The 26,270-nt window shown below is 34.1% G+C and carries 37 protein-coding genes; 1 reads left to right on the top strand and 36 read right to left on the bottom strand.

The features are described from left to right. Positions 1-808 precede the first annotated feature (808 nt). From CN514_RS01000 to CN514_RS00890, 23 genes are all read right to left on the bottom strand, one after another. Positions 809-1,627: a peptidoglycan recognition protein family protein gene (locus tag CN514_RS01000; RefSeq protein ID WP_176525746.1), complete on the bottom strand. Its 819-nt coding sequence runs from the start codon at positions 1,625-1,627 to the stop codon at positions 809-811. Beyond that, positions 1,608-1,994 (bottom strand): phage holin family protein, encoded by a 387-nt coding sequence (locus CN514_RS00995; RefSeq protein ID WP_098230986.1) that lies wholly within the window; start codon positions 1,992-1,994, stop codon positions 1,608-1,610. Before CN514_RS00995 ends, CN514_RS01000 begins: the two co-directional genes overlap by 20 nt. Positions 1,995-2,053: 59 nt before the next feature. After that, positions 2,054-2,308: a hypothetical protein gene (locus CN514_RS00990; protein WP_098230985.1), complete on the bottom strand. Its 255-nt coding sequence runs from the start codon at positions 2,306-2,308 to the stop codon at positions 2,054-2,056. Positions 2,309-2,322: 14 nt separating this feature from the next. Next, entirely contained in the window at positions 2,323-2,640 is a 318-nt protein-coding gene (locus tag CN514_RS00985) for a hypothetical protein (protein WP_098230984.1), read from the bottom strand. A 2-nt stretch (positions 2,641-2,642) separates the two neighbouring features. After that, positions 2,643-3,716: a hypothetical protein gene (locus tag CN514_RS00980; protein ID WP_098230983.1), complete on the bottom strand. Its 1,074-nt coding sequence runs from the start codon at positions 3,714-3,716 to the stop codon at positions 2,643-2,645. 5 nt (positions 3,717-3,721) lie between these two features. Continuing rightward, positions 3,722-4,861 (bottom strand): siphovirus ReqiPepy6 Gp37-like family protein, encoded by a 1,140-nt coding sequence (locus CN514_RS00975; RefSeq protein ID WP_098230982.1) that lies wholly within the window; start codon positions 4,859-4,861, stop codon positions 3,722-3,724. Between the two features lie 2 nt (positions 4,862-4,863). Beyond that, the gene (locus CN514_RS00970; RefSeq protein ID WP_098230981.1) at positions 4,864-5,724 is read right to left on the bottom strand and encodes a phage distal tail protein; all 861 of its coding nucleotides are present in this window, start codon (positions 5,722-5,724) and stop codon (positions 4,864-4,866) included. Then, a complete protein-coding gene (locus CN514_RS00965; protein ID WP_098230980.1) occupies positions 5,717-7,660 on the bottom strand; it encodes a phage tail protein in 1,944 nt (647 codons plus the stop codon). Before CN514_RS00965 ends, CN514_RS00970 begins: the two co-directional genes overlap by 8 nt. A 41-nt stretch (positions 7,661-7,701) precedes the next feature. Further along, a complete protein-coding gene (locus CN514_RS00960) occupies positions 7,702-7,992 on the bottom strand; it encodes a hypothetical protein (protein WP_098230979.1) in 291 nt (96 codons plus the stop codon). Continuing rightward, a complete protein-coding gene (locus CN514_RS00955) occupies positions 7,964-8,287 on the bottom strand; it encodes a hypothetical protein (protein ID WP_098230978.1) in 324 nt (107 codons plus the stop codon). The genes CN514_RS00960 and CN514_RS00955 overlap by 29 nt, the downstream gene beginning before the upstream one ends. A 27-nt stretch (positions 8,288-8,314) precedes the next feature. Then, positions 8,315-8,761 carry a phage tail tube protein gene (locus CN514_RS00950; RefSeq protein ID WP_098230977.1) on the bottom strand — a complete coding sequence of 149 codons (447 nt, stop codon included), beginning with the start codon at positions 8,759-8,761 and terminating at the stop codon, positions 8,315-8,317. A 12-nt stretch (positions 8,762-8,773) separates the two neighbouring features. Beyond that, positions 8,774-9,181, bottom strand: coding sequence for a tail completion protein gp17 (gene gp17 / locus CN514_RS00945; protein WP_098230976.1), 408 nt, complete (start codon positions 9,179-9,181; stop codon positions 8,774-8,776). Positions 9,182-9,186: 5 nt separating this feature from the next. Continuing rightward, positions 9,187-9,657 carry an HK97-gp10 family putative phage morphogenesis protein gene (locus CN514_RS00940; RefSeq protein ID WP_176525745.1) on the bottom strand — a complete coding sequence of 157 codons (471 nt, stop codon included), beginning with the start codon at positions 9,655-9,657 and terminating at the stop codon, positions 9,187-9,189. Then, positions 9,644-9,958, bottom strand: coding sequence for a hypothetical protein (locus CN514_RS00935; protein ID WP_098230974.1), 315 nt, complete (start codon positions 9,956-9,958; stop codon positions 9,644-9,646). The genes CN514_RS00940 and CN514_RS00935 overlap by 14 nt, the downstream gene beginning before the upstream one ends. After that, the gene (locus CN514_RS00930; RefSeq protein ID WP_098230973.1) at positions 9,955-10,281 is read right to left on the bottom strand and encodes a phage head-tail connector protein; all 327 of its coding nucleotides are present in this window, start codon (positions 10,279-10,281) and stop codon (positions 9,955-9,957) included. The genes CN514_RS00935 and CN514_RS00930 overlap by 4 nt, the downstream gene beginning before the upstream one ends. Before the next feature lie 15 nt (positions 10,282-10,296). Beyond that, positions 10,297-11,118: a minor capsid protein gene (locus tag CN514_RS00925; protein ID WP_098230972.1), complete on the bottom strand. Its 822-nt coding sequence runs from the start codon at positions 11,116-11,118 to the stop codon at positions 10,297-10,299. Positions 11,119-11,169: 51 nt separating this feature from the next. Next, positions 11,170-11,349, bottom strand: coding sequence for a hypothetical protein (locus CN514_RS00920; RefSeq protein ID WP_098230971.1), 180 nt, complete (start codon positions 11,347-11,349; stop codon positions 11,170-11,172). A gap of 21 nt (positions 11,350-11,370) precedes the next feature. Beyond that, positions 11,371-12,363 carry a major capsid protein gene (locus tag CN514_RS00915; RefSeq protein WP_098230970.1) on the bottom strand — a complete coding sequence of 331 codons (993 nt, stop codon included), beginning with the start codon at positions 12,361-12,363 and terminating at the stop codon, positions 11,371-11,373. 17 nt (positions 12,364-12,380) lie between these two features. Further along, positions 12,381-12,974 (bottom strand): DUF4355 domain-containing protein, encoded by a 594-nt coding sequence (locus CN514_RS00910; RefSeq protein ID WP_176525744.1) that lies wholly within the window; start codon positions 12,972-12,974, stop codon positions 12,381-12,383. 41 nt (positions 12,975-13,015) lie between these two features. Next, positions 13,016-14,362, bottom strand: coding sequence for a phage portal protein (locus tag CN514_RS00905; RefSeq protein ID WP_176525743.1), 1,347 nt, complete (start codon positions 14,360-14,362; stop codon positions 13,016-13,018). A gap of 11 nt (positions 14,363-14,373) precedes the next feature. Continuing rightward, entirely contained in the window at positions 14,374-15,687 is a 1,314-nt protein-coding gene (locus CN514_RS00900) for a PBSX family phage terminase large subunit (RefSeq protein WP_176525742.1), read from the bottom strand. Further along, positions 15,687-16,415, bottom strand: a complete 729-nt coding sequence (gene terS, locus CN514_RS00895) for a phage terminase small subunit (protein ID WP_098230966.1) — start codon at positions 16,413-16,415, stop codon at positions 15,687-15,689. Before terS ends, CN514_RS00900 begins: the two co-directional genes overlap by 1 nt. A gap of 248 nt (positions 16,416-16,663) precedes the next feature. After that, the gene (locus CN514_RS00890) at positions 16,664-16,891 is read right to left on the bottom strand and encodes a hypothetical protein (RefSeq protein WP_098230965.1); all 228 of its coding nucleotides are present in this window, start codon (positions 16,889-16,891) and stop codon (positions 16,664-16,666) included. Between the two features lie 445 nt (positions 16,892-17,336). Here CN514_RS00890 and CN514_RS00885 point away from each other — a divergent pair, with 445 nt between their 5' ends. Continuing rightward, positions 17,337-18,821 carry a DNA/RNA helicase domain-containing protein gene (locus CN514_RS00885; protein WP_176525741.1) on the top strand — a complete coding sequence of 495 codons (1,485 nt, stop codon included), beginning with the start codon at positions 17,337-17,339 and terminating at the stop codon, positions 18,819-18,821. Here the strand turns inward: CN514_RS00885 and CN514_RS00880 are convergent. The 13 genes from CN514_RS00880 to CN514_RS00830 all read right to left on the bottom strand — a co-directional run bounded on the left by CN514_RS00880 (position 18,814) and on the right by CN514_RS00830 (position 26,261). Continuing rightward, positions 18,814-19,197, bottom strand: coding sequence for an ArpU family phage packaging/lysis transcriptional regulator (locus CN514_RS00880; RefSeq protein WP_098230964.1), 384 nt, complete (start codon positions 19,195-19,197; stop codon positions 18,814-18,816). The two genes, CN514_RS00885 and CN514_RS00880, sit on opposite strands and share 8 nt — an antisense overlap. A 28-nt stretch (positions 19,198-19,225) precedes the next feature. Further along, positions 19,226-19,381, bottom strand: coding sequence for a DUF6906 family protein (locus CN514_RS25460; RefSeq protein WP_176525740.1), 156 nt, complete (start codon positions 19,379-19,381; stop codon positions 19,226-19,228). A gap of 12 nt (positions 19,382-19,393) precedes the next feature. Beyond that, positions 19,394-19,816, bottom strand: coding sequence for a hypothetical protein (locus tag CN514_RS00875; RefSeq protein ID WP_098230963.1), 423 nt, complete (start codon positions 19,814-19,816; stop codon positions 19,394-19,396). Next, the gene (locus tag CN514_RS00870) at positions 19,813-20,163 is read right to left on the bottom strand and encodes a hypothetical protein (RefSeq protein ID WP_098230962.1); all 351 of its coding nucleotides are present in this window, start codon (positions 20,161-20,163) and stop codon (positions 19,813-19,815) included. Before CN514_RS00870 ends, CN514_RS00875 begins: the two co-directional genes overlap by 4 nt. Positions 20,164-20,390: 227 nt before the next feature. After that, positions 20,391-21,107, bottom strand: a complete 717-nt coding sequence (locus tag CN514_RS00865) for a 2-methylcitrate dehydratase (protein WP_098230961.1) — start codon at positions 21,105-21,107, stop codon at positions 20,391-20,393. Positions 21,108-21,120: 13 nt separating this feature from the next. Further along, positions 21,121-21,543, bottom strand: coding sequence for a RusA family crossover junction endodeoxyribonuclease (locus tag CN514_RS00860; RefSeq protein WP_098230960.1), 423 nt, complete (start codon positions 21,541-21,543; stop codon positions 21,121-21,123). Then, complete coding sequence (locus CN514_RS00855) at positions 21,540-21,815, bottom strand: hypothetical protein (RefSeq protein WP_098230959.1); 276 nt, start codon at positions 21,813-21,815, stop codon at positions 21,540-21,542. Before CN514_RS00855 ends, CN514_RS00860 begins: the two co-directional genes overlap by 4 nt. Beyond that, positions 21,812-22,024, bottom strand: a complete 213-nt coding sequence (locus CN514_RS00850; protein ID WP_098230958.1) for a DUF8096 family protein — start codon at positions 22,022-22,024, stop codon at positions 21,812-21,814. The genes CN514_RS00855 and CN514_RS00850 overlap by 4 nt, the downstream gene beginning before the upstream one ends. A 116-nt stretch (positions 22,025-22,140) precedes the next feature. Further along, entirely contained in the window at positions 22,141-22,296 is a 156-nt protein-coding gene (locus CN514_RS25455; protein ID WP_176525739.1) for a hypothetical protein, read from the bottom strand. A 3-nt stretch (positions 22,297-22,299) separates the two neighbouring features. Then, complete coding sequence (locus CN514_RS00845) at positions 22,300-23,106, bottom strand: ATP-binding protein (RefSeq protein ID WP_098230957.1); 807 nt, start codon at positions 23,104-23,106, stop codon at positions 22,300-22,302. Then, positions 23,039-23,836 carry a DnaD domain-containing protein gene (locus CN514_RS00840; protein WP_098230956.1) on the bottom strand — a complete coding sequence of 266 codons (798 nt, stop codon included), beginning with the start codon at positions 23,834-23,836 and terminating at the stop codon, positions 23,039-23,041. Before CN514_RS00840 ends, CN514_RS00845 begins: the two co-directional genes overlap by 68 nt. Positions 23,837-23,860: 24 nt before the next feature. Then, complete coding sequence (locus CN514_RS00835; RefSeq protein ID WP_098230955.1) at positions 23,861-24,739, bottom strand: RecT family recombinase; 879 nt, start codon at positions 24,737-24,739, stop codon at positions 23,861-23,863. Next, complete coding sequence (locus CN514_RS00830) at positions 24,732-26,261, bottom strand: AAA family ATPase (RefSeq protein WP_098230954.1); 1,530 nt, start codon at positions 26,259-26,261, stop codon at positions 24,732-24,734. The genes CN514_RS00835 and CN514_RS00830 overlap by 8 nt, the downstream gene beginning before the upstream one ends. Positions 26,262-26,270 lie beyond the last annotated feature (9 nt).

Here is a 26,270-nt window from a genome sequence, read left to right as displayed (position 1 = left end):
TGATTAAGTATAGAAACCATAGATTATTTAAGGCTTATGTAACTAACGCATTGCGATTCTTCAATAGAAGATCGCTTTTTTTATTAAACAAAATGGCAGTTTAGTTCAATAAGGATTGACTAAATTAGATGAAAAAGGCGAAATTCCCCCAAATCACAAAGTAGAATGGTTGAGATATAATCATTAAATAAGTATAGGTGCAATTAAGGAGTTTTACGTTAAGTTTAAGCTATTGAGATTGGTAAAAAACTAAGATGACAGGGTGAATAAGAACAAAATGGTGAAATTAATAAGTGCTCATCTCTTTAGATTAATATTTTTCTATGTATGTATATATTTAATAGTTAATAATTCTTTTCTCAAATTAATGTTAATAACAATAATCACTGTAATACCACTAATTCAGTTGAAAATTGATAAAAAGACAAATATAAAAAAGAAATTAGTATGGATTATAGCTAACTTGGATTCGATAATGATGGGTTTAATATTTTTTATTTATTTGATACAAGAAAAATTTTCAATCAATTATTTTGGATTCATTGTAACTGGTTTATTAATCTATATAACTGGGAAAGGCAAGAAAAAATAATAAAGTAAAATGTTGAATAGAAAAACTAATTTAATGATGGTGATTCCTTGTTTAACTACCATGGGAGAGCGATATAATCTTCCATTCACTGTTGTGAATCACTGATTCATGGGTGGCTAATGCAGTGCTTTAGTTGAACAAAAGTGTCAAAGGACTGTCAGTTTTAGGCAGTCCCTTTTTCAATAACAAATTTAAAATCTTACTTTAACCGAACTTTTAATTAAATAATTTAGCCCATGTTTTAGGACCAACTTTCCCATCTACTGTTAACCTCTTTTTCTTTTGGAAGTCCCTCACTGCTTTTTCTGTTAATGGACCAAACTTTCCATCTACTGTAACTTTTAATATCGCTTGAACTAATTTAACATTACTTCCTTTAGAACCTACTTTTAAAAGTGCTCCTGGATAAACAGGAGGTTTAGGTTTTACAATAGGTATAACTTCTGGCTTTGGTGTAGGAGGATTAAGAACTAAAGCTACTTGTTTTTTGAAGTCCTCGAATAATTTTTCTTCCTTTACAAAAGGCTCAGGACAATCTTTATCAGTTACATCATAGTGTCTAACAATATCTTTTTCTGATAATTTATAAATCTTGCAAAGTGCAGCAATATCACTAATAGCACGTTTAATAGTGTCCAGGTGAATCGTTCCATCTTCTTCTACGCACATTTCATAACCTAAAGTATAAAAGTTAGCATTTGGTGCGATTTCTTTAATACCTCGATATGCTGAACCATCCTCATTATGTTTTTGAACATCATTTGCATGGTAAGCTACTTCATTTAAAGGAATAATACAAACTGATTCGTTTTTATCTCCAAAAATATGAGCAGATGCATAAGTTCCTTTCTTACCTTTTTGTTCTGCTAATTTGCTTTGAGCTGGTAGTGTCACTCCAAAATAAGTTACATGCCTTTTAGCACTTGCACCGAAATTAGCAGTCCAATGTAAAACAATCTTATTGACATCCCTTAATAAAATACCTGGTCTTGTATATTTGTTTTTTGGAATAAAATCATTTCTCCATTGAGTCATTTGTATCCTCTCCTTTATCGAAAGATTTTAATTTATCCTCAACTTGAGCAGGAAGTACTACCCCAATCGCTCTTAAGTTCTCTACAATACTCCCACCCTCTTTATAGATAAATAGAGCAAGTGTAAAGCCAGTTAAATAAAAGTTAAGTCCTAAAAATATATCAAGCCCTAACACAAAGACAATCCCTACTAGCTCACCAATCCACCTAATGATCCCGTCTCTCATGACTCTTGATTTGTATTCTGAAACACCTTTCCAGGTCTTTAGTAAGCCAGTTATGAAATCAAGAACCTTTACAAGAAAGTAAAATAATAAAGCTCCTTGAATTAGCTTTGGTAACAATGAAATAATATTAATTTCTTCCATGATCTACCTTCTCTCCATTAAAATAGGCCTGTTAAAAAACAGGCCATAAAAAATACACCTTACATTAAGTCATTTGTAGGTGCAGACATCGGTAAAACTACTTCTTCAGTTATTAATGCTACTGTTTCATCATATTGCTCTTGAGTAATATATCCAGGCTCTAAAGCGTTTAAAATTTGTCCTCTTGTAAAGTTCTTAGCTGCGTAATTTTCAACAGGAGTATAATATTCAGCAGGAATAGTTGCTAATTTTTGTCTACCGTAAATATAAATATCTCTTGCGTAAGGTCCTATACGGAATGAATATACTGTCATGTTGTTTTATCCCCCTATTGTGGTTGTATAGTTGTTAGAATGAAATCCATAAATTCTTGCATATCTATATTTGTTTGCATTACTTGTTGCTTCAATACTGCGTTTTCTTCTTTAACAACCTCAAGCTCTGATTTAGGCTCTGGTTTATTTTGAATTTCTTCTAATTCTTCCTCTGTGATCGTTTCAACCCAAGCTCCATCTTTAAATACAGGCTTGTAGTTTGGTTGAGGAAGTTCTAAATCTGTACAATCTAATGGAATAGGATCATCATCTCCGATTAATACAGGCTCGATGTAAATTCTATTCTCATCAAATTTATATACTTGTTTCATCTTTACACCTCCGCAACAAATTGAATATTGTTTAAAGATACTGGATAAGTGGCATTTGATACTATAAGTATTATTTGCCCATTAGTACTAACAGAAAGTACAGCATCAGCAGTTATTGCACCTGTCGCATGAGCGCATGCAATATTTAATGAATAATCTTTTGGTCTATATCCTGCTGGTAATGTTCCAATGGTTGTATTATTTGCAATGCCTGCTGAAATTTCCCCTTCTACATACACTACATTTCCTATTTTTGTATATTTAGGTGTTCTTGAGTTGTTAATAGTTGCACCATTTTGCAAGGTCAGAGTAGACCATGATGGCGCTTTATCTGTCGTGCTTTTTTGCCAACCCTTCCATGTTCCTAAATCACAGTAGTTATTATACATATTGTTATTTGTATCTATAGCTATTACCCAACCTGTATTAGAAGATGTGAAATGAGCCATCCCTCTAACACTCGAAAATGTAGCAGGATTGTTAACAGCTCCAGAGATTTGATAAAACGTATGAATACCTTTACCGTAAGATAGGAGGATTGCCAAAATGTCATCGGAAAGGCTTGAAGCGTTAATTTTTACTCCACCAGTAGAATCTAAAATATAGTTTGAATTTTTAACGAAAAATCGTTCATCTGTTACCATCATCGCAGAAATGGATGTTACATTAGTTCCCACATAAGTCTGTGCTAATGGGATTTCCCATCTTGAGCTATTTTGCGTAAGTGCTGGAGCAGTAGGTGAAACTGCTGGAGTACCTTGTAACACTGCTAATTGAACTGTGTTTGCTGTCCAATCCAATCTAACTATAATACGATCTATTCGAGAGTTTGTTGTATCTGCTGTAGCTAATGATAAAACTTCTTCAGCATCAGACTCGAAGTAATGGCCTTTTATATATGCAGCACCAGATTTAACTCTGACAGTCAATCCTGCTGAGTTAGCGTAAACTGATAAATCATTTAACACATCCTTGATTACTCCAGTTCCTAGCCAGTGTTGAGCCATCTTTGACCACATAGCTTCTGTAGCATTTGCCCCTTGTCCAGAGTCAAAAGGGAAATATGTTTGAGTCATAGTATTTATCTCCTTTCTAAGTGGCTTATTCGATCATGAAACTTTTTCAATCTAGCAAAAATTCCAGATGTTTTTTTACTTGTAGCATCGGGAGTACCTACAGTTGGCACAACCAATACTCCATCTTGATTTAGTGATATTTTAATTTCCCGTACAACATCTGTTATCTTTTCAAAGTTTGTAGCATCATTTACATCTGGAAGAATGACCGAAATCACATCTCCCACATTATAATCAGTTCCAAAAGCTAACATTTCAGTATCAATTGGTGTAATACTCAAACTCATCTTTTCAGATTTTGAAGATAATTCTTCATCCATAGACTGAGTTAATTCAGCTATATCCGATGTATCCCTACGATCCAAAAACGTTTCAATTCTGCCATAGTTAGAGATACTTGTAGAATCACCTTTCTCAAGTATGATTCTATCCTTCCCCTCTCCACCACCACCAACGATTGTGTAGTTAGCTTCTGGATCTTCTGTTAAATACTCAAACTCTAATAAATTACCTTGTAATGGACTGAAAACAGCAGTTTTTGATTTGTCTGTAGGCTGATAAACTTGAAACTCTAAAGCATTGTTTTTTTGTATAATTCTAAATCCTAAATCTCCACCTACAAGAGCTAATGAAGTAAACATCTCAAGGAGAGTATGAAACCTAGCTCTACCTGTAACTGAATAACCTAATCCAGTATCGGCTTGAGTTGTAATCTCAACTTTCCTCTCTGAACTTGCATTTGCACCTATATTTGCATTTAGATATGCTTTCATAACTGTTTCAGCTTTTCCTGTTTTTACATCGTAATCACGATAACTAAAAGGGAAGCCAGAATATCCAGGCATTGCTAGATTCCTTTGAAGTAAAATCATATCATCGTAACCATTAACCGTTAATTTATCTACACCACCACTCCATTTTCTATTCCTGCCAGTAACAGGACCAGAAATGAATGGTTTTCCATCTTTATATACTACGATTCCAGATTTCTTCTTTACTAACTCTTTAGCTGCTTCACTGTTAGTTGGTAATTCCAAAACCCATGTACCTGGAGTATTAAAACGGATGATCGCATCAAAACTTTGGAAATCCTGTATCGCAGCTACTCTATTAAAATACTGATCTCTCACATAAAGTTCATACATAATTAAGGACTCCAATATCTAGGTGTATAGGATAGTTGTACAGATGAATCTGTCGTAGCATTAGACATCTCAATCCTTATGCTATTTTGACCAGGCTGTAAAGCCCAAAATGATGAATCATCCGACTGAGCGCTGAATAAATTCGTTCCATCTGTTTTCTTAATCGATTTCTTGAGAGGTTTAGTATTAATAATTACCGTTTCACCTACATTAAGTGTTGTATTTATATTAATAACTTCACCTGTCGTTAAATTACGAATAACAATTCCATTTCCAGGCCCTTTGATAATCCACTCTGGATAGGTTTCTACATCTCCACGATTATTTATAGCAATATCTGCAAACACTGTGGAAGATGATAAACGTAGAGGAAAGAAAGGAAAGAAAGTGGCTGGCTGTCCAGTAGTGAATGTTTGAACAACCGTACTAGAGTCATACCAAAATGGATCAAAGGCTCTAAAGCTTAGTAAGGCTTTTTGCCACAGAATACCACTGTTTTCCTGTCCTTCATCCCCTTCAAATCCTCCAGTATAACGACAATTAAGCACCCTTTGACTTCCATCAGATGATACAACTTTTATTTGTCCATCTCTCTTTAATGGGTTAATCATTCTTAAAGTGCTTCTTACAAGGTTTCTTAATTCAACTTCAGAATTCGCTTTAAATTGTAAAGGAATATCTACATCCCTTGGTTTAACTTTGAAAGCTCTAGGTACAGTTCCAGGTTGCAAAGGAATTTCATCCTCCACATACTCGATAGGTGGCATGAATTTCCCTCGCATACCTAATAGCACTTTTATATTTGGTGTATCAAAAGAATATTCAGTGCCATTAGCATCAATCCAATAAGTTTTATCAGCCATATAGCACCTCCATTCTTTGGAATTGACGAACTATATCATCTTCATTTATGACTGCTTTTTGAGGATAGAAATTAAATGTATTACCAGACTTAGCATAGTTATTAGTTGTATTAACTCCTAATGTTGGTAACGAAACTAAACCAGGCATATAATTTTGTACCATTGGAGTAGCTTTTTTGATACTTGTAACAATCGGCCCTCCAAAATCTAATTTATCTAAATCACTTAATGGACCTGTTTTAGCAGGAGAGAACGGTAAGAAATCTCGAACCTGGCTAGCTACTTCACCAATTTTAGATGTTACTTTAGAAACCATTGATCCTATACCTTTAATCAATTGTTCCATGAAGCCTTTACCAGCGTTATAGAAGGATTGAGACATTTTTTCAAACTCTCCACCAATAGACTTTCCAATACCTCTAATAACACCTAGTAAAGCATCTACACCTAACTGGGCTGCATTACTTAAGAACTCCCAAGCCCCTTGACCAATTTTCTTCACATTTTCCCAAGCGCCTTTCCAATCACCTGTTAAAACTGAAACAAAAACTCCAATAATACCAGAAATGACTTTTACAGCTCCAGAAATAGAACCTTTAATGTGATCCCAACACGATGTAACAACAGAGCTTAATACATTCCATAAGATTTTTAGAGTTGCAACCATCGTTTTTACGTTATTAACAACATACGTTTTTACAAAATCCCAAACTACTTTAGCAATTGTTTTAATGTTATCTCCATTTTGTTTCCAGAAGTCTTTTAGGCTTCCCCAAATCTGTTTAGCAAAACTTACTATAGCGTTCCATGTAGGAACTAATACAGTGTTTAATACATAATCCCATGCTTTAATCGCTGCATTTTTTATAGCAGTCCATGCAGAAATGACATTATCTCTAAAGGTTGCATTTGTTTTCCATAGATAAGTAAATACTGCTACTAGTGCAACAATGGCTGCTGCTACAATCCAAACTGTAGCACTCATGGCAGCTAAACCTGTAATAACTGGACCTATAAATACCCAAAGACTAGAAAGAGCTGCTTGGAATCCTGCTAATAATCCTATACCTATTGCAAGAGGTGATAGGAGTAGAGTAAGTATTGGAACGAGCATCATGATCCCTTGAATGAATTTTGCTAATGTAGGATGAGCTTCATTAAACTTGGTAATAATGTGAGCTATTGCATTGATAAATCTAAAAACAGGCTTCATTACAGAAGCAAAAGCTTGAATCATAGGCTCAAATGCTTTCTTAACATTCTTACTCATTGTTTCAAAAAGCTGTTTATACTCTTTATCTGCTTTCATAGCTCCTTTATGTAAAGCGCCATATAAAAGAGCAGAACCCACAGCAGCACCCATAGCAACCATTTGAAACCTCATTAAGCCTTGAGTAATCATCATTTGCATATCACGAAGCTTTTTCATGTTTGCAGTAGGTCCTAAGAGTTTCAATGCAAGTACAGCAGCATTACCATTATTAGCTATTCGATTCATAGCACCAGCAATAGCTAATCCTGCACCATTTACTCTATACATTGGGTTTCTCATTCGTTTATAGTTATCGCTAATTCTTTGTGCTTGAGTTGTCATATTCATGAACGTTCCAACAGTCATTAAGAAACTTCCTCTTAAATAATTGTTGTTAGCAATCATTGCATCTGTAGCTGCTTTGTATTCAGCTCCTAACATTCTTACATCATTCATGAATTGAGCATTTGTTCCTCTATAAGAATCCATACTCATACCAAGATCCATAAACCTTGCTCTAACATCTTGCAATTGAATTTTAAAAGGTAACATTGCAGCCCTAGCAGTTCTCATTGCTGCCCTCATACGACTTGAGACAATATCGGCTCGTCTAGCTACTTCATCCATCCCTCTATCGTATTCAGATGTATCTACTCCAACAATGGCTTCCATTCTTCTTTCCATAATCTCACCTCTCTTTCATAAAAAGAAAAGTAGCCATTTGGCTACTCATCTAAACTATCGAACTCTTTTTCTAGTTCGGCTGTTCTTTCACTAGAAATTTTTTGCATTCCAGGCTTTTTAAACAGTTCATATTTTTTACCAGTTTTAGCAGAAACATAACCAGTTTGAAATGCAGCCCTAATAATCTCATAGTGTTCTTGCCTACCCTCATCGATCAACATTAACTCTAAAGGTGTAAGCTCCCAAAATTGAATTGGATCTACTCCGTTTTTACCACAGGAGATAGAAAAAAGCTTTTCTACATCAAGCTTTCGCTTCTCCTTCAATGGCACTGGGTTTATCTCCAAATGTTCCTTCAATTGCTTGGCCCATCTTATCAGCCAGATACTCGAAACCATGTTCTGCAATAACATCATCCATAAAATCCCCTACTACTTCTGGAGTAAGTTCTTTATCTTCCCACTTTAGGCCAGCGTAAAAAATCGTTCGCATAGTTCCAAATTTAGGATTATCCATTACATCCATTAAACTAGTTCCTAATTGTTCCTCAACTTCTACTACCTGGTTTGTTCCAAAGCGCATATGTCTTTCTTTATCTTGAGTTTTAATAGTTACAATACGTTTCATAATTGTTCCCTCTCCTTTTAAAATTTATTAAGTTAGTGGTCCATTTCCTTCAATACTCACAGAGTAAGTTGCTTCTTTCTCATAAGGTAATTCAGTATTAATTTTAGTGATAATACCCTTACCAGTTTTCCAAGCTACTGCCGAACCTGTGCCAGTACCATCAGAAATACGAATGCTAATATCTTTATCTTGATCGAATGCAGTTAATAAAGCTGCATAGCCTGCTTCAGATTTAACAAATAATGAATCAAATTCAATAGACCATTCTTTTAATCCATGATCCTTCTCTTTGTATCCGTTAGAAGATGTTTTAGAAGTAGTTTCAATAGCATCTTTTGACAGCTCTAGACTTGCATCTCGTTGCCCACCTACTTTAGTCCAAACAGGAGCAGCATCAGTACCAGTATTTACATCAACATAGAAGTAACGACCATTAGAAGCGCCTGCGAATGTTTGTAAGTTAAGTTTTAACATTGGTTATCCTCCTTAAGAATCTTTATATAAATGAAAACGAACCTGTACAATGCCATGATAAATAATTACGTTATCAGACAAGGTAACACGATTCGCATCTAATTCTTTATTAACTTCTGCTAGTTCTAACCCATTACGACAAACAGTAAATCCTGTTACTGTAATTCGTTGATCTACTAACTTATTAATAATGTATTCATTCATTTCTTTCGCCTGTTTAGAGCCAGAATAATTACTAAAAGAGTGAATTGTAAGAACAAATTCAGAAAGTTGCTCGCCTTTTGGATCGTTCCTATTTAAAGTTTCATCACCAATTAGTATGTATGGCATCTGTAGAGGTGTTGAAACATCATCATATACTGGATACGTTCCATTAAGTGCATTATAAACAGCTTTCTGAAGCTCAACTGAAGCTCCCATTTAATTCACCTACCTCTTATAATTTTCTCAAGTTCTCTCTCAAAGCGAGGTCGAATATAGTCAAAGTTTTTAAAGAAAAATGGTTGTGGCTTTTGTCCATGAGTTAAATAAAACTCTTCTCCATTAATCATAATAATTGGGAAATTGTACTCTTTAGCTCCTGCTGCTCGTTTAGGAAAAGCCCAAGGTGTTTTCCTTCCGTTTCCTTCTACAGCATAAATACCTGTACCAAATTCATTATAGAGAGCATGTTCTTTTGTGGTGTATACAGTACCAACCAATCCACCATTTGTAAATTCATGATCAATACTTTTTCGTAAATCACCCTCATTAACAGGCGCATCCCTTTTAATTCGTGTTTCCATGGCTAATGTAGCGTTTTTAACTTCTGCCTTTATATCGGCTTCCATTTCTGCTTTCAATTCGCCTACGCTCTTCTTGAACTCTCGTACATTATTAAACTCAAAGAGTAACATGGCTACCATTCCCTAATGTATAAGAAGTGACTTTCCCAAAGTTCTCAATGTCTGCAATTTTAAATCGCTCACCATTGATTACTACAAAATCCACATCGTTTGGAGGTTGTACCCCTTTTAAGAAAAACTTAGCTTCTTTTGTAATATTAACCCGGGTTGTTTTTTGGTTTCTTGGATTTTCAACATTAGACAAACAACCGTAGCCAGTAAATACAATCTGTTCTGGTCCTTTTGTTGTGCCACCTATACCATCTGAAACCCTTGTATATTTATAAAAAACTGCTTTTGCATCTGTTCTCATAGCATTCGCAGCCTACCCTGTTTACTTTCAGTTGCATTATTCTCTAGGTACTTATCGAGTGTTTCTTTATATGGATCTAATAGATTACCAGAGTATGTTGTCGTGACAGTGTCTATTTTTTCCTGTGAAATTCCTTCAGAGTGCAATCGATTAAACCTGGTAATACTAATTTCATCTACGATCCAATTTAATGAAGCTGGAACGGTAGATAACCCAAGATACTCTCTAACTAAAGAAGCAGCATTGTTAATAATAATGTTTAATTCATTATCTCTGCTATTGTCTGATATACCTATTAATGTTTTTACTTCTGAAATTGGCATATAATCACCACCTAATTAAAGGTATTTATTGATTTCTTTTGAATATGGAGCAACTGCACATCTACAATTCGGATGATAAGGATTGCTGATAAAGTTCCCCTTATATTTCAGTAGTCCACTATCCATTGTCATTTTTTCATTGTCTAATGGCCCACATTCTTCACATGTGCGCTCATCTTGTCTTGTTAGCCATATAACTTGTTTAAGTCCTAGTTGGATATATGAGTCCATACTAGCTTGATTGATCACATGAGCCGATTCAGTGCGTATTACACGCTTTGTATCTCTCATCGCTGAGTTTAATTTGTTCTCAAGATTTCGAGACATAACATCAATTGATTGGCCTTGTATAAATCCTCTTACTAATGTTTCTCTTAAACCATTGATTAGTGCTGTTTTGTTATTCCAAATTCTTGAAGAAAAGTCTGCGCCACTCCAAGGATAGTAAATAACTTTCTCGATAGCTTTTTTATTAATCTTGATAAGATTCGACTTCAAGCCAATACCTTTATAAAACTCATTAATCGATTCAAATGTTTGCTCATACGCATCGATTAAAAAGTCTTCATTCGCTTCTATCTCAGTCTGACCAAGGCCATTAATAATATCTCTTACCTGGCTTTCTAAAGTCACCATTCGATGATATTTACTCATCTCTTGATAAGTTAACTCACCTTGTTTGGAATGTTTAGCATAAAGCGCCCCAATTAAGCTAATAATCTCTGCATAAGCATCTGAATAATAGCCAGTTAAGATTGCGCTTCTTGATTCAATATCGTTATAAACGTTTGCGGTTATATTTCCTATTCGTTCAATCCAATACTCTTGATCTTTCAAATGGTTTCCCTCCCTTACCCATGAAAAAAGAGAGGGAATAAATCCACTCTCTTACTTAGTTGTTTCAGTTGTAGCTGCTGCTTTAGCTTTTACTTTTTCTACCTTATAGCCGTTCGACTCGTGCCATGCTGCGATCCATTCATCATCAGTATGTGCTACGCCTTGTAAGAAAGGTAAGTCTCCTGCTCCTAAGCCTGTAAATTCAGTTGGTGTTGTGATTTTGTATTTCATAATAAGTTATCCCCCTATCAATTATTGAATTTTGATATTACGTAATACACCAGCTTTTCGAGTGTTCTTTAAAGCGACACCCGCTACCATCTCAATCTCACCGTCTTTAACTGCACCTGGTAAAGATAAGTCTGGTAGGTATTGGTTAACGATTGAATCGCCAACCATAGAAATGCCGTGGAATGCATCAAGGCCTAATTGAACTGCGTACATATCAGTTAAACCTGTTTGAGCAGTTCCGACAGTACGGTTAACGATTTGAGAAACTGGCGTCGTTTGCGTTGCACCAGCATTATTTGAAGCGTACCAGCCAAGATCGATTAATGGGATGTTATCGTAAGCATCAATTTTATTACCAAAAGCATCCTCAACTGCTGATTTATAGCCAGCTTCACGAGCTACTGCTTGCATAACTAGTTTCATTTTAGAGTTTACTAATAGCGCATCTGGACGACCATCGAACTCAGATAACCAATCATCGATCGCAAATAATAAAGCTTTGTAGTTAGTAGTGATTAATGCACCAGTAGAAAGGTCAATAACTGCGCCTGTATTTTTCTCAGTAGGTTGGCCAACTAGGATTTTATTTAATCCGTCGAATCCGTTAGCATCAGATGTTTTATCACCATTGATAACTAAGTTGTGGAATTGGTTAACTGTTGCTTTCATTTTTTGATCTGCTTGGAAACCAATTTCATTTAAGTTACCAGATGCTCTTTGGATTACGCGGTCTACTTGGTACTTACCACCTAATACTGCTAGGTTAGTAGTTACTGGTTGACGTTCTGCTTCACCCGCAGTGTATTCACTGTTAAGCGCACGAGTTGCAGCATAAGATGCAGTTTTTAAACGAGTATATCCGTAAGTTAAAGTTGTTCCTCCTGTACCTGGTGAAACAGCATCATCGAAAGTAAGAGAATCTAATAAATGAGATGCTCTACGGAAAGTATCAACTAAAATTTGATCGATTTTATTTACTTTTGTTGCGTTTGCTTGTGCTAAAGTAACCGGCATGTGTCATGCCCTCCTTGTTATTTTTTATAGTAATCTGCTAAAGCACTCTCCCAAGTTAAAGGAGCATTGTCATTTGTACCTGGATGCTTTGGTGCAGTGCCTTTCATTCTTTCCTCAACTGCTGTTTGTACAGCTGCCTGGAAAGTTTGCTCAAATGAATCGATATGAGCTTTTACTTTATCTGCATCATTCTCAGTAATTAGGAAAGATGCGAATTGAGTAGGAAGCTTCTTATCTGCTAAAATCTTAGTTGTTTGAAGTTCTAAAGCATCACGTTGATGTTGTATCTTCTCTGCTTCAAAAGCTTCACGATCCTTTTTAAACTTTTCACGCTCTTGCTCTTCAGCAGAAAGTTTAGCTAATCGCTGTGCTTCTTGCTTCTCAGTTTCTAGCTTTGTCTTATACTCTTCTTCCCATTTCGCTTGCTGCTTCTTCAACGCTTCAGTGACACGTCTGTCAGTTTCAGATTGTAGTTTAGCTTGAAGCTCTTCCTCTGTATAAGTTTTTGGTGGATCTTGAGGATTCGGATCTTGTGGATCTCCTTCGTTTCCTGCAAATAGTTGTAAGTTTAAAGGTAATCCAAATTTTTTCTTAGATAATACGTTTTTCAATGTATTTCCTCCTAATAAGTTCAAATAAAAAAAAGCCCCTCTTAATTTGAGTTGCCTGGTTTATTGCCCTTAAGATTTGTATGATTTGTATTGATTGGAATTAACTTTTTAAATTTCTCTTCTTTCTCTGCATCTTCTTGTTTCTTACGCTTCATTTCCTCTTGCACATCCTCGACCATAGGAAGGTTAGAAAGTAATGTTTCATCACTCACTACTCCCACAAGATCCTTAGCTAAAGCTGCAAGCTCTACTGCATTCTGTGGAATGTTAGCAGTGAATACAGGCTTTACTGTTAGGTAATCATAATTAGCACCTTTAATATTTAAGAAGTTTACTAGCATTTCAATACGTCTTTGTAATGACTTCTTAAAGTAGCGCTCCTTATTAACCCTGTTCTGTTCCATGCCTAACAATTTCATTTTAATTTCAATTGTTGTTTTAGAACCAGCAGCTCCATTACTATCAAGAGCTGGTGTGTTGCTAAATTTATGAATATCTTCATCTAATCGAGTTTTGTAGTTTTCTACCCATGCATCATTGATGTCTTTAACGAGCCATTTAGCATCGCCTTTCTCATCTACTAGCAGAATTCGATTATTTTTCATATCCTTCACATCGTCGCTAGTTGTACCATTCATATCCTTAAGCATTAGATAAGCATCTGTGAATTGGTCCATATCATCAAGTGTATTAGATTGTGTTTTATTGTAACCATCGATCAGAGAAATAACTGTAGCAAAATCACCCATATGCTCCTCATTGTTGAAATAAGGATTAATAGGTACATCTCCAAAGAAATGTTCTTCCTCATCATCTAAAGTGATGTTTCCTGCTTTAATTGAGTAGTGGTAAATCTTATTTGTTTCATATACATCTGCATAAATAATCTCAGTATGTTTTGCATCTTTAGTTACTCGGTAATAAACACCATAAACGATATTATCCTCTAGCGTATTATCTCGTACAACGAATGTATTTTTAGCATCTAATTTCTTAAATCTTGGTTTTGAGTCTTTATCTGAGTAAAGAACTTCATAAGCTAAACCAGCAATCGATGCCTCTTTAGCAATTTCAAGGTTTACTAATTGCTCATCGTTGTAATCGTTAATCTCGTCTAAAGCTTTCATTAACTTATCATCTGTATTTGTGTATGAAATTGGAACTCCTACAAAATAACCTACGTTCATATCCGTAATATATTTTGAGTAGTTGTTCACCAATTTATTATTAGGTTTAGATGGATCATCAATCGTTTTATTTAATATTTCATGTTCGCCCTTATAATAATCTTTAAGGTATTTAAGCTTGGGCAAAATATCACTACGATGCTTTTCAACAAACAACCTAACTTCTTCTTTAGAATGCGCTTCAAGTTCTGTTCTAAACACGTTCTCACCTCCTACAATCCTAATTCGGACTTACTCATGCTTCTTACTGAGTTACCTTTCAAATCAGATACCTCGTAATCATCCAGAGCATACCAAATAGCCGAAAACGTATGAGGATCGATGTTAAATTCATCTTCAATAATTTCCCCTTGTTTATCGACTGCGAATGTTAAATCTTTTAGCTCATCAATTGTATTAACGCAATTGCTAGAGCAAATAATCTTTTTAAATCGTTTAACCTTCTTTGTATATTGAAGCCTTGAACCAGGAAACTTCTTACCAGGCTTCATTTTAAAACCGTTTTGCTTAAAGAAAGCAATTGTTTTTGGCTCTGCTGAATCTGCTTTAATTAGCTCGCCAGACACTTTAAATTCTTTAATATCTTCAGCCGTTTTATCGTCTGTTTGTTGGTTTTTGTAATACTCCCAATAGATATAAAGTATTTTTTTATCATGATCGATGGCCAATCTTAGCAATGCGTTGTAGGATGTTACAAACCCGAAGTCCATACCGTTTTTATAGAGTGGCTTCTTGATTGCTCTGATTTTATTCATTACTTCCTCGTGCGGAGCTTCTACGAACTGAGGTAATACCTTAATCCCGTTCGTTCCAAACTCTCCTTTACGGGCTATTCTGTGCAAATCTGGATCATGATTCTTTAAATCGTCTAATTGTTCAATGTAATCCTCTGGTAAAAACAAATTATCGTCTGCTGTTGAATGGTGATAGTATGTTTTATTTACAACCATGATTCGTTGTTTATATAACTCTTCATCATTCAGCACATGATACTTTGTTTTGTCATTCTTGAAGAAATGCTTATAACTCCAATTGCTTTTCCCAACAGGATTTGTTGAAAGAATGATATGCGTTTTAAAAGTTGGATGCCTTAAACGTCCTGTTAACTCTTTATACCCTGCATATTTTGTTTCGCTGCACTCTTCAAGCCAAACGATTGATACATTATGCACTGACTTTAATTTCTCTGGCTTATCCATACCCTTAAAGATGATCTTAGAACCATTAGGAAATCTTATTTGCATTGGCGAGGATGTAAATTGTATTTTCCCCTTTTCTTTCCTTGTGCTATATAAGCCTAATTCGTCTGCAATATCAGCGAGTAGGGCGAAACAAGAATCTCGAATCGTATCATAAACCTCACGAACGATTAGAGCTGTACGTTTTTCCTCAACTAGCTTTAGGATTAATTTAAGAGCAACATGATAACTTTTAGATGATCCATAACCACCAACCAGGAAGTAATACTTATGTTCCCAATCAAAAATGAAATCTTCAAAATGAGGATTGACTTCTTTTTCAACCATCAGCCTTCACCTTTTCGCTTGATTACAATTTGGATTGAATCGTCTTCATCATCGTTATTTATATCACGTTCAATCTTAGCAATTTCACCTTTAAGCTTCTTAATGCGTAATTGTTGCTCTTCAGTATTAGATAACTCTTCATATTGCTTGATTAAGCTATTTAAAGCTGACATAGCCCTTGATTGTGCAGTAAGAAAACTAGCGTGCTTATCCCAAGCAAATTGGATCTCATACTCTCTTTCAGAAGTAGCATCAGTTTCCCTAGTTTTCTTAAGTTCTTTAGTCATATCACACTTATTAGTCACAAACATTATTCTTTGCGCTCTTATTATAGCTGCGTATTGAATATTAATTTGTTGCCAAAGAATATCTAAAGGACTAAGTTCTTGAAGCTCTTCGATGATATCTAACGATTCCTTTGGAAGATACTTAGCAAAGAAACCATGTTTAACTGCTTTATCATTCCCAATTGGTCCACCATGACCACCTTTGTTCCCTAAAGCGTTCTTACTACCTTTAGGTGCACCTCTAGCTCTTTTCTTATTTTGTTGTACAACATTTTCAGCCTTTTGTTGTACAACATTCCATTTATCACGTTGTTTCCATACTGCTACTTTCTTTTCATCTTCACCAAGTTGCTTAGCAATTTCACGATTTGTAATGTTTCCATTATGACTTCGAAAAATATCAAAAGCCTTATCTCTGTTGGGATTCCTCTCTCTAGCCACTCATTACACCTCACCTCCAAATGTTTTATTTATTCATGTTTTTATGCAAAATAAAGAGACTTGGCACTTAATCCAAGTCTCTAAAATCCTTGATTTATCTACATTGTATAAAAACATGAATAAACAAGAAACATCCACCTAGCTCGAACCCTTATATATAAGGGTTGCCATACATCTCAACTTCCTAATACAACTATTATGTAAACTAGAAATGGATATCATATACATAATTTATGTCGGTTCTGAAATTACACTATATCAAATCCAGGTCTATCAACCGCGTAACCATCTTTGTCTACTTCAATAAGTCTAAACTCGATAACATTATTTAAGTTAACTCTTTGTGATTCATTTCCAAACCAGTTTGAATTGCTGTTTGTTATCTCTCTGGTAAGAACATTTGCTGATTCTCTCTCAACTTGATTGAATCTAATTTCTTGCCCATTTACACTTTTAAAATGCACATCAAAAAACATACTAATCACCTCCTTTAGTCCTATCATTCGACAAAAGAAGCTTTATTCCCTCTAAACTAGACCCATTAGAAAACCGAAGGAAGGGGAAACCTCTCTAACAGATCTAGTTTACAAAGAATAAATCATTGGAGTACTCTTAACTCCTGCCTCGCCTCAACCTATGCAGACTAGCTGCTAAGGTACCAACCTAGTACCATCGATTAATCGAGTTACATAATTGATACAGGAGTTTATGCTTCTCCCATCAGCTACGAATTAAGCTGATAAGAAAAGTTTACTTTTTATGATAATTCAAAACTTCCCCTGAAATATCCCTAAATTTGTCCTTATTTTTATCTAGATTTTATCGAAAGTAGTCAAATATTAAGAAACTACTTCTTTTATTTTCAGAAAAATTATATAGTAATAATTGGAAAAATAATCTAATTACGAAAGGAATAATATATTGAAACCAATTAATTTATTATCATTAGTAGATGCCCATGATGATATGGATCCATCAGTTTTTAAAACATATCTTAAAAATTTTAATATTAAACTTAAGAAAAACGAACCTTCTGATATTAAGTCATTAATAGATTGCATCCAAGTAAATTCTTACGATTTAGAAATTCTTAATGGATTTTACGTAGGTTATACCATCAAACAAATCAGCAAAGAGTTTGACTTATTAAGATTTAGTGAACACAGTGTTGTTAATGTTGAAATTAAAGGCGAAAGCACTCAAGAAAAAATAATAAAACAATTGGAAAGGAATAAATACTATCTAGGTTTCTTAGAGTTAGAAGTATTTAATTTTACATATGTAGTAAATGAGAAAAGACTGTATTTTTTTAATGAGAAGGAAGAACTTGTTGAAACAAACTTTCAATTTTTAATAGAAAAATTAAATGAACAAAATGTGATATACCATGATTTAGATAAATTATTTGATCCTACAAACTATTTAGTTTCTCCCTTTAATTCAACTGAAAAGTTCATTAACGGAAACTACTTTTTAAATGAAAATCAAGAAAAAATAAAAAAAGACATCCTATCCTTAAGTACATTAGATGGCTCAAAATTCGCCTCAATTCAAGGTTCCGCTGGGACTGGAAAAACTCTATTAGTTTATGATATTGCTAAGGAATACTTAAATAGTAATAAAAATGTTCTTATCTTTCACTGTGGGAATCTAAACATTGGACATCGTAATTTAAATCTAGAATATTCCTGGACTATAGTTCCAATGAAAAATTACTGGTCATATGATGTTAGTAAATATGAACTTATCATTTTTGATGAAGTTCAACGAGTTAATAAAAGTCAACTCAAAATACTATTAGACAAAATCAAAGAACTTAAAGTAAAATGTATATTTTCATTCGATCCTCAACAGTGTATGCACGATGGAGAAATTCAAAATGATATTCCAAATTACATAATTGATGAAGTTTCACCGGAATACTATCCATTAACAGAAAAAATTAGAACAAACAAAGAAATTGCCTCATTTATTAAAAACTTTTTAGATTTATCAAAACAAAATCCTAACGAATCATACTCTAATATTAATATCCAATATTTTTCAACGAATGATTCTACCTTAAAGTATCTTGATATTTTAAAGGAAGAAGATTGGGAGATTATAAACTACTCAGCCTCGTTAAAGCATGTTGAGTCATTTGATAAGTATCTATTTAATCGTGGAGAAAGTGCTCATAAGGTAATTGGACAAGAATTTGATAATGTCGCGGTTGTTATAGATAACAATTTTCAGTATCATCATAAAAAATTAATTTATATTAAAGATACATACTATCATCCGGTTAAAATGCTGTTACAAATTTTAACTAGAGCAAGAAAAAAACTCACTTTAGTCATAATAGGTAATGAGACGATATTAAAAAATTGTCTCGAAATCTTAAATAGAGAAAAGGCACTCAAATGATATTGAGTGCCTCTGCCAATGCAAAAATAGCTTGTCTTTTATGTTCATAATATTGATCTTTAGTTATTCCTAAATCCAAATATAAATTAATATCTTTAACACGACTAGAAGAAAGATATTTTTTTTCAATTACTTCTCGTTCAATATCATCTAGCGCATATTCTATAGCCCGTTCCATTTGCTTTACTTTAAATCGCTTTTCCTTTTCTTTATCAACGATCTTAGGAAATGGATTCTCTACACCTTCAGCTATTTGCTCATCTTTATTTTGTACAGCAACCCTTAAAGCTTTAAAGCGTTTTAGCTGCTTAATAACTGCCCTTCTAACCTTTTTCTCATCTATTTCATCAATAAATGAAAGTTGTTCAATATTCATTTTTATGCCTCCTTCAACTTAGGAGTTGTTAGGTATTTGGTAAAACCTTTTTACTACCAGTCTCTCGATGTGCAATATGCAATTCATCTGGTAGGTTTTTAACGATCAGCCAGTTCTCATGCTTTAAACCATATGATTTTATCAAGACAGCTTGTCTTCTAGTTGGACGTTTACCTTGTTTCATATCCCTCACTCCTCAAATAAAATATCCAACGATATCAAACGCTACATAAAAAGTGAACCAGATACTAACTCCAAGTAGTTGTTTATCCTTCATATCCAACTTACTTTCAAGATCCATAACTTCTTTTATCAATTCATTTTCGTTTTTATTGAAACGGATCATTTGCTCATCAATTCTCTTTTGATAGTGAAGAATCTCTTGGTTTACTTTGCTGAGCTCATCTTTTTGCTCAAAGTATTCATTTCTTAACCCATGAAATTGGCTGTATAATTGCTCATGCTCTTTGTTCTTACTATCAAAACGTTCTTGTAAGAAATTCAAATTTAACTTGGCGCTATCATATCTTTGTTCATGCCATTTACCAATCGCTAAATACCTCTTAGCCTTGTTTTCAAAGTGTTTAACCTTGTTATTTGGCTTGAATTGTCTTTTCATTTCTTCTTCCTCCCTTTAAAACTAAAATCTGAACTTTTAGCACCATTACGACCTGCTTCATTTAACGAATAAATAGGAGTAGTAATTGCTCTCTCTTGATCCCAACCTAAACTACCACGGTTTTTAAGATTCGATTCATTAACTCCATACTTTGCGGCACGTTTGAATTGTGCTTTTGTTGGAATCCATTTCATTAAACTCATTTTCGCACGGTTATTTTTTAATTCCGTACCTTGGCCGAATGCCTTTTCAATCTCTTCACGTTCCATACCATGATTGATACGACAATGGATTTTTGAGATAAAATCAGCTTTATATCCGCATCCAGGATATTTGCAAGTCTCCACTTAGCTCACCTCTTGAAATAAATTACATTACTCTCATTGCCTAATTGGGGATCACCTTCGAAAATCTCTTCGTAATCCTTTGGAATTTTTACTGATTTTGATTCTTTTTTGGATTTTGGGTACTTTCCTATTACCTTATTAAAAAACTTCTCTATGAGCCTTTTAAACACGAAATTCACCCTATTCGATTTTATAAAAGCAGGAGGAAAAACCTCCTACATGTTCAATTAAAATTCTTCATTATCAAACGATTCAAAATCTATTTCTACGTCTTCTTGATCAGAAGACTCCACTTCAGTTTCTTCAACCGTTTCAGCAACTTGTTCTTCTGGAACGACTTCTTCACTACTTGTTTGCTCTTCTTCGCTTGTAGACCCTGTTTCTTGATTTTCTTTCCATTCATGCCATGCTACAGCAGATGCAGCTACCCGTTTGCGATACTCATCCACAAATTCAACAATCTTTCCAGAAGAAATTCCTAGTTCATTGGCCAATTTATAGTATGATTCACCTTCGATTTTTCGTTTTACAATGTTTGCAAAATCATATGGTAAATCAGTGTAGTTTGGTGATAATCCACTCAATATGAAGTTATCTACAATTTCACGATCCAATTGCTCTTCTTCAATTCGTGTTTTAACCTTTTCAGGTGGTAGTTCCAAATCTGCTTCTAATTGTTCATGTGTAGGCTGTACCTCTGAAACAACACCTTTATCATCAACCTTGTATTCAGTGATAGGTTTATTTGTTTTAGCATTAATAGTGACGTTGTAATTAACCACTAACGAATCCAAATTCACTTCGACTTTTTGGTCAATCATTTCTGAGAGCTGGTCTAACTTGCCATCTAAAGCAGTACCGTTAATTTCTAAAACAATTTCTTTTACACCCTTTGGTTTAAGATTTACCTTTTTAACTAATGCTTTAAATTCAACGTATGCCATTTAAATAATCCTCCTAGAATAATTGATTAATAGTTACTTCAATACGTGGTGCATTGCTATACCATTTACTAACTGTCAGCTCTACTACTTGGCTGTCATCTTTCCAGATGATTGATTTAAGAGCATCCTTAACTCCTTTGACATAGTTGTCTACATCTGGCTTAGTTGTTGGCCTTAAAATACCTTGCTCTGCTGCAATTGCTTTTTTCTTAGAAAAACTTTTTAAAATGGATTTATAAACTTTAACTTCTAGCTTTAATGGACCTTCTAAAAGTTGTTCTGGTCTATAATCAGCTGCAGCTAATTTGCAGTACTCTTTAAAATCCTTTGATTTTTTTGGATCGTATGCTCGAACATTTCCACCAAACGTAGTAAATTTTGGTCTACCCTGTGCAACTGGTTCTCCATATATTGTGAAATTAATCTGATTACTCATATGTTTAAATTCCTTACAACATCTTTAAGAGCAGCCATATTTAGAATTTGATAACGTGTACCCTTAGCTCCTAAACTACGAGTCTTAAGAATTCCAACTATCTCTAATTTTCTAAGTGCAGCTACAGTTATTGAATTAGTTGCTGATAAGGTTCTCATGCTCATTTTTCCTTTTTCCTCACCTTTAATTGCATTGAAGAACTCTTTTACTGCAAAACTTTCTGTACGTGATAAGCATTTTGCAATTAATTCAGTAGTTGTAGTAATAATCATTGTTTTTTCCCCTTCCTAAGAACTTTCATATTTTCCGGATCTATAACCTCGCCACACTTCTTACATCCTCTGAGTAAGCGACGTTTAACAATTTTTAATTTGAAATAACCATGTCCACAATTTGTACAGATGCCAGGACGAACAATTTCTTGTTCATCCGTTTTTATCTCATCTGTTTTGAATAAGTCATTCCAACCTTTCTTTTTCATGAATTCCTCCGAAAAATTAGGTATATTTTAAAGTTTTCTTGTATATAATTAGACCAAGCCTTGTCCAAGAGGCATTTATCACGCAACTCCTAGCTCCTGATTGTTTGATTGGCTCATCAGGAGCTTCCTTTTTTAAGTTGGAATTGCTCATACAGAGTATCGAATTTTTTATAAAACTCTTTAGTTGCTTCTTTCTTCGCTAAGCAATCACTACACGAACATGATTGAAATTGAATTACACCTGGATAAACTTCAATTACTTTTGAGCACATACCTTAACCCTCTTTAATATTTTTCATTCGATTATTTTGACCATACATTTCCAAAATCGTTGTATGCTGAATCATTCGACTAAAATCTCGTTCACCATACATTTCTAATAGATTGTTAGGATCATAGTTACTTGTATAAATTGTTGAACGACCGACTCGACTATCTATTACTTCAAATAGCTTCTTCTTTGCCCACGAATCTTCTTCATCCAATTTGTTACTTCTGTATTCCGTTCCAATATCGTCAATTACTAAACAATCAATAGTTGCTAACGACCTTAAAAATTCCGATTCACTTATAATTGAATTCTTCGACCACGTTTCTTTAATCTTAGTGAATATTTTAGGAGCTGGAATGAATGCAGCTGCGATCCCTTTTTTCATCAATTCTTTCGTAATAGATACAGATAAATGACTTTTACCAATACCAGGAGTTCCATATAAAAATAAGTTTTCTGGTTTATCACCTTTAAAACGACTTACATAGGATTCACAGAACCTTAATGCATTAATTTGGTCTTTGGTTTCCACTTTGTAGTTATTAAACGTTGCTTTCTTTAATTCAGGATTAATAAAACTACTATCTTCAAAACCACGATACAAATTAATAATCTTTTGTTTCTCATTTTGAAGATTCATCGATGCTACAATTTGTTTGTCTTCACTTAGAACAACTTCGCAGTACCAGCACTTTTCTTCACCATCTATTTGAATCTTTAGTTTCCTACCGCATTCATCACATCTATTCCCTTGTGTTGACGGTGATGTTTGAGAAGTCGTATTTTTTAGTATCGCTTGTAGACTTTCCAACTCGGTTCACCCCTTTTTTATTTTGACTAAAGTGTTGTTGATCAAATGCTTCAGCATCAGCTACAGTTTTGCAGTTAGCTTTTATCCAACTATTTAAAATGGATTTAACATATCCAAAACTTCTTTTATTTCTTTCAGTAGCTTTTCTTATGGCATGTATAATTAATTCTTTTCCGAGCAATTGATAAAATTCATAATAAGTTTCTTCATTAATCGATCCTGCAATCATTCCGATGTTATTTTCAAAAATAGTTATTAATTCTCCGTATTCAGGATCAATTCCAGTAGTAGTAGATATAACCTTATTTTCATTGTTATCATTATTATCATTATTGTTTGTATGTTTTCGTGTCTGTTTCGTGTCGTTTCCGTGTGTGTTTTGTGATGTTTTTTCATCACTCATATTCTGGAAATGCTCATAATTAGCAATGGTTATAACCGTCTTTTTTGTGTCGCTTTTATAGGTCATCATCCCATCATTTTGTAACAGAGTTAAAAACTGTTTTACTTTCGTATTACTCCATCCCCAACGGTCACATAATTTCCTCATTGAAGTGATTGTTTGACCGCGTTTTACCTCGATTAATTCATTCCCTAAGAGAACTTTATTATCTTGGTGGTTAACCTCCATAAGAAGGTCAACCCACGCTTCGAATTTAGAGAAGACTCTTTTTTCTTTATAGAGCCAATGGTCTCTGACCTTCCTATGAAGTGATATCCAACCAGCCATATTATCCTCCTTCTAAGTTGTGGATTAAAACTCGTCTAAATCATCAAAAGTAATCTCTTCTGGTTCTGAAGTTTTCTTTTTCTTGCCCTCTAAATCGATTAGTTTTGATAAACCAACCAATTGCTGCAGTGTAAGTTCTTTCGCTACTTTATTGAAATTGATTTTGATTATGTTCTTAAGTTCATCTTCGCTTAGACTGTATTTAACTTGTTTGCTTTTAATTTCACTCCAGCGTGATTTCATTTCATCCTCTGGATCAATTACTTCACCTTCAGCAATTTGAATCTGATTAGGAGTAATTTCTTTACGATAACCAGATTTAGCTTCATCTACTGAACTTGAACCGATTTGTTCGTCTTCAGCAATTTCAATACCGTATTGAAGCTTTGCTGCACGTTTCATAATGTGCTTTTTGAACATGTCATTAAAGTAGTTAGTCCACATATTTTTGTTATTACCTTTTGTCATATGTTCAACTTCACTTACTTCCATAAGCGTTACAACATCAGTAAAGTTCTCTTTCTTAGCAATTGCATATCCGCCTATTACTTTTCCGCGAGGGAATCCAACTGAGTGAGTAATTTCTTTAGTAGCTGGATTGTATTTGAAATCATCATTTTCATGGACTAGCTCAACATCTACACCTTTAAATCCTGGTTGTTTACGTGCTAATGCAAGTACACCTTCAACTGCTACTTGGATGCTCATTTTTCCACCATATACAATGCAGTAGATCTGATTTAAGAAAGGATTAAGACCTGAATTAACACATGTTTGAACGAATAAAGCGAACTGTTCATTTGAAGTACCTACCGCGATTGTGTGCTTTAATGTATCCAGCTCCGTTTGTGTGAAAGTACCTACTACTGCTTGTGTGTTTGAAACTGCTACTTGATTAGACATTTACAACTTCCTCCTCTAATTGAATAGTTTTTATATTAAAATCTGTGTCTACTACTCTTGCTACAATCAGCTGACCAGTAGGTTTTGAGAATTTAAGAATCGATTCTGCATTATCTACAAATGTTGGAGCGATCAATTCAGATTGCTTCAATAGAACTTCACTAAGTTCTAAACCACATTTAATGCGTTCTGCAGTTGATAACTTACTGAAAGGTCTACCATGCATTTCGATTTCAAAAGTTGCTCTTTCTTCACCGTTCTTCAATTGCTCAAACAACTTAACTGAGATATTCGTAAATAATGAATCAATCTTTTTAATCATCAATTCAGAACGCTTTGTTCTAAATTCTTTAATTGCATCGATGATTGCTAATGACTTGTTTCGCTTGGTGCGGATTTCTTCTTTATTAGCTTCAGCATCAATTAATTCAGCTTTAAGTCGTTCCACCTGATTCACTTGATTTAATTGAGTTTTGATTTGAATAATTTCATTGTTGATTTGCTCTAATAAGTCCTGGTCAATTGGAATCTGATTAGTGTTTTCAAGTTCTTCTAACTCCATTTTCAATTGCGAATATTCAGCTGATAGCTCTTTTCCGTACTCAACTTCTTTAGAGAAAACCAGTTGTTTATTCTTCTTAACTTTTCCGATGGATTCTTCATTTAATAATTGACCGCAAGTACTACAATTCATATTGATCTCTTCATTTTTAATGGCTATAACCTTTTCTCTTTGTCTTTTTAACTGCGTATATAACGTTGACATTTTTACTCTAATTGTGGATATCTTGTTATTAACTTGTTGATTTTGGGATTGAAATTTATTGATTTCAGATTTTTGAACTTCTAATTGCTGTAATGTCTTTTCGTTTACTCGATCTAAGTTATCGAACTTAAATTTTTCTAATTGCTCGCGTAATGTAACTACTCTTTCGCCAGCACGTTCGGAAGACTTGTCCAATTTGTTGTATTGATCACGATGTATTTTTTCTAAATCATCTATGTTATGTTTTTTAAATTCCGGTTCTAATATGCTTACGGACATTTCATGAAGCTCCGCGAATACTTCTTTGTTTAATGGTTCTGGAACGTACTGTAGCAACTGTTTTCTTTGGTCCTGCCAATTTTGGCTAGAAAAATAAGTAGGATTGAAAATTGATAAGAATAAATCTTTATCAAACAACTCACTGACAAGTTCATTAAATTTTGTAGCTTTTTCTGGCACTTCGTTGATAAAGTATTTAGCTGTTTTCTTTTGTGATTTAGCTAACTGAAATTCTTTTCCATCTACATTTAGAACTAGTAAAACCGTAGTTTCTACATCATCTTCACCAATGGGTTTAGGATCTAATTTATTACCATTGATATCAGTACCGAATAATAACCAAGTTGGCGCATCACCTATTGTTGATTTACCAGCTCCGTTACGACCTTCAATGTTTGTAATATCTTTAAAATTGATAGCTAAATCCTTATGGTTTTTAAAATTAATTACTTTAATAAAATCGAATGAAATTTTCATAGTTCCCCT

Origin of the sequence: Bacillus sp. AFS001701 (assembly GCF_002559405.1) — a bacterium.
Classification (GTDB): domain Bacteria; phylum Bacillota; class Bacilli; order Bacillales; family Bacillaceae_G; genus Gottfriedia.
Note: the sequence above shows the minus strand (reverse complement) of the source record. Positions and strands in the feature narration are given on the sequence as shown.